General features: G+C 72.1%; 4 protein-coding genes. 1 reads left to right on the forward strand and 3 read right to left on the reverse strand.

The features are described 5' to 3' along the window. Positions 1-470 (forward strand): NUDIX hydrolase (locus VR45_RS39290; RefSeq protein WP_045944755.1); only part of this gene is annotated, 470 nt, incomplete at its 5' end. 102 nt (positions 471-572) lie between these two features. Here VR45_RS39290 and VR45_RS39295 read toward each other — a convergent pair. The 3 genes from VR45_RS39295 to VR45_RS39305 all read right to left on the reverse strand — a co-directional run. Beyond that, positions 573-1,172, reverse strand: a complete 600-nt coding sequence (locus tag VR45_RS39295) for an RICIN domain-containing protein (protein WP_159394536.1) — start codon at positions 1,170-1,172, stop codon at positions 573-575. A gap of 113 nt (positions 1,173-1,285) precedes the next feature. Then, positions 1,286-1,933 (reverse strand): hypothetical protein, encoded by a 648-nt coding sequence (locus tag VR45_RS39300; protein WP_045944757.1) that lies wholly within the window; start codon positions 1,931-1,933, stop codon positions 1,286-1,288. Positions 1,934-2,080: 147 nt separating this feature from the next. After that, positions 2,081-2,731, reverse strand: a 651-nt coding sequence (locus tag VR45_RS39305; RefSeq protein WP_045944758.1) for a tetratricopeptide repeat protein, incomplete at its 5' end; no start/stop codon positions are given.

Raw genomic sequence — 2,731 nt, forward strand, 5'->3', positions numbered from 1 at the left:
CCCCCACCGCCTCCCTCTCCGTCAGCGTCCTCCAGACCACCGACGACGGCCGCCTGCTCGTCGGCCGGATGTCCCCCACCACCGCCGCCCCCGGACGCTGGCAGTTCCCCGGCGGCTCCGTCGAACCCCCGCCCGACGGCGAGCGCCTGGACCTCGCCGCGCTGCGCCGCAACGCCGTCCGCGAGCTGGCCGAGGAGACCGGAGTCACCGTCGCCGCAACCGAGTTGGAACTCCGGGCCGTCACCCGGGGCCAGTACGGCAGCGTCGGCGTGCTGTTCCTCGCCCCGCCGCTCCCCGAACCGGTCCTGCGCGAACGCTTCACCACCCTCGCGCCCCCGGAACGGGAACTGGTCGAGCTGGCCTTCGTCCGCTCCCCCGCCGACCTCCCTGGCCTCCCCGGCCCGCACGCCGACTACCTCACGCCCGTTCTCCGCCACCTCACCCGCCGACGGCCGGAGCGGCGGCCGTAGGCCCGTCCTGGCGCCCGAGCGGCCCGGCGGCCACCGACGCGGAACGCCCGGCCGGGGGAATCCGGCCGGGCGTCCGTACAGGCGTGACCCGTGGGGCGAGGCTCAGGGGATCGGGTTCAGGCGGAAGAGTTCCGGCTCCCTGTGCTGGATGATCTGGGCCGTCGCGGCGGTGGAGTGGTCCTGCGCGGAGAGCCACATGCGGGTGCCGTTCTGGGTGTGCTGCGGAGAGAGGGCGAATGCCTTGGTGCCGTCGACCTGCAACATCCAGAACTCCTGGGCGTTGTTGCCGATGTGGGAGCCGTTGGTCTCGTTGCAGGGTTCGGTGATCACCCAGGTGCCGGCCTCGAGGCCCCGGCGGTCGACCGACATGCACAGCTTGTTGCCATGATTGATGAACTTGTAGACCTCCAGGCCACCGGGGACGGACATGTGGCAGGAGCGCCACACCTGATTGCCGCCCCCGTTCCACCAGAACTGGGCGACCGATCCGCGGTTCCAGGAGCCCAGGGAGACCTCCACGGTCAGGCCGCTGTTGATGGCCTCGATCTGGTAGGCGCCGGGGTCACAGGTGAAGCCGGCCGGATCGGCGGCCTGGGCGGCCGGGGCCGCGACGATCAGTGACGTGACCAGGGCGGCCGCGGTGCCGAGGGCGGCGGCGAGACGGCGCACTCCGGAACGGGGGCGGTGCTGACTACCCATCATGGGCTCGCTTTCGCGGAGAAGTGGAGAAGCAGAGAGGTGGGGGCGTGCGGGCGTGCAGGCGTGGGGGATTTCGGACTGGCCGGACGAGCCCGCGGTGAACGGGCGGCGAACGGTCAGCAGTTGCCGATCCGCTGCCAGGCGAGTGCGCTCAGCGATCCGGCCGGCTCGGGGTGGGTGCAGACGACCGTGCCGATCTCGATGTCCGCGAAGGTCGTGTAAGTGCCCGTGCCATTGGGGTTGGTGTTGATCCAGAGGCCGGTGGTCGGGCCGGTGCGTGCGCAGGTGTAGCGGACGAACTGGCCCGCCACCTTCCGGGTGCCCCGGTAGAGCCCGTAGCGCCCGTCCTTGTTGAAGTTCTGGGTGACGGTGACCGTTTCGGTCTCGGTGGTCGCCTTGGTGGTGATCACCGAGAGACTGGTCTTGACGCCGACCTTGACGAAGAGGCCGCTGAAATCGGCGCTGAAATCGCGGCTGGAGTTGACCGTGGTGCTGACCGAATCCACCCGCGCAAGGCTCTTCTCGTAGGTGCCGGTGGTGTTGGGCGCGACGGTGAAACCGATGAACTCCGTGACGACCGGGTCGACCTGGGCGGAGACGACCTCGTCCCAGACCTTTTCGGTGTTGGGGTTGCAGGTCGGACTCGGGGGCGTGGGCAGGGTCGTGGCACTCGCCGGGGTCGCGGTCAGCGGAACCAGGGCGGCCACGGTGACGGCCGCCGCGGTGGCGGCGAGGCGCTTGGCGAGGTGCTTGCTGAGGCTCATGGGCGTTCCTCCAAGGGCTGCGGGCACGTGGTGCGAGGCGCGATGCGAGGGCGACCGGCCCCTCGTGGGGCCGGTGCGGATCGACCCTCTCAACCGGCTGCAGCTGCTCGGCATCGCCCGGCCATCGGATCGCCACCGGAGGTGATGTCAGTCCCCCGGGAGCGGGTCCGCCGTACGTTCGGCGGGGTCCGTCAGGGCCGCCAGGGCCGCCGACACCCGGGCACGCAGCAGCGGATTCTCGGTGGTGGCGTCGATCACGGCCAGCGCCCGGCGGAGGCAGGCGGCGGCCCGTTCCGGCTGGTCCAGTCGGCGGTGGTGGTCGCCCAGGTGGAACAGGGCGACGCTCTCCATGACCGGGTCCCCCGCGGAGCGGTGGTGGTCGAGCGCCCGGTACAGGTGCTCGCCGGCCTCCCCGGTGTCACCGGCGAACATCGCGGCCACGCCGAGATGGGTCTCGCTGACCCCGATCACCCAGTCGTCCCGGCGGTCCTCGGGCTGCGCCGCCAGCAGCGCGAGCGCCTGCCCGAAGTACTCCCGGGCGCGCCCGTGCTCGCCGGTGCGGAGGCTGTGCGCACCCAGGTTGCCGATCACCATGGCCTCGCCGACCGGGTCGCCGACCGAGGCCAACAGGGTCCGGGCCCGGAGGAATTCGGCCAGGCCGTCGTCGAGCCGGCCGACCGTCACGAGCGCCGTGGCCAGGTCATTGCGGGCGTGGCCCTCGCCGTAGCGGTCGCCGGACCGCCGGGCGGCGGCCACCGCCAACCGGGCCGCCTCCTCCCGGTCGTCCAGGTGCGGGCT

The sequence above is a fragment of the Streptomyces sp. NRRL S-495 genome, from assembly GCF_000966955.1.
GTDB classification, from domain to species: domain Bacteria; phylum Actinomycetota; class Actinomycetes; order Streptomycetales; family Streptomycetaceae; genus Kitasatospora; species Kitasatospora purpeofusca.

Bases quoted from the DNA above. Each gene is read 5' to 3' on its own strand.
- VR45_RS39295 (WP_159394536.1), bottom strand. From the start codon at position 1,172: ATGATGGGTAGTCAGCACCGCCCCCGTTCCGGAGTGCGCCGTCTCGCC.
- VR45_RS39300 (WP_045944757.1), bottom strand. From the start codon at position 1,933: ATGAGCCTCAGCAAGCACCTCGCCAAGCGCCTCGCCGCCACCGCGGCG.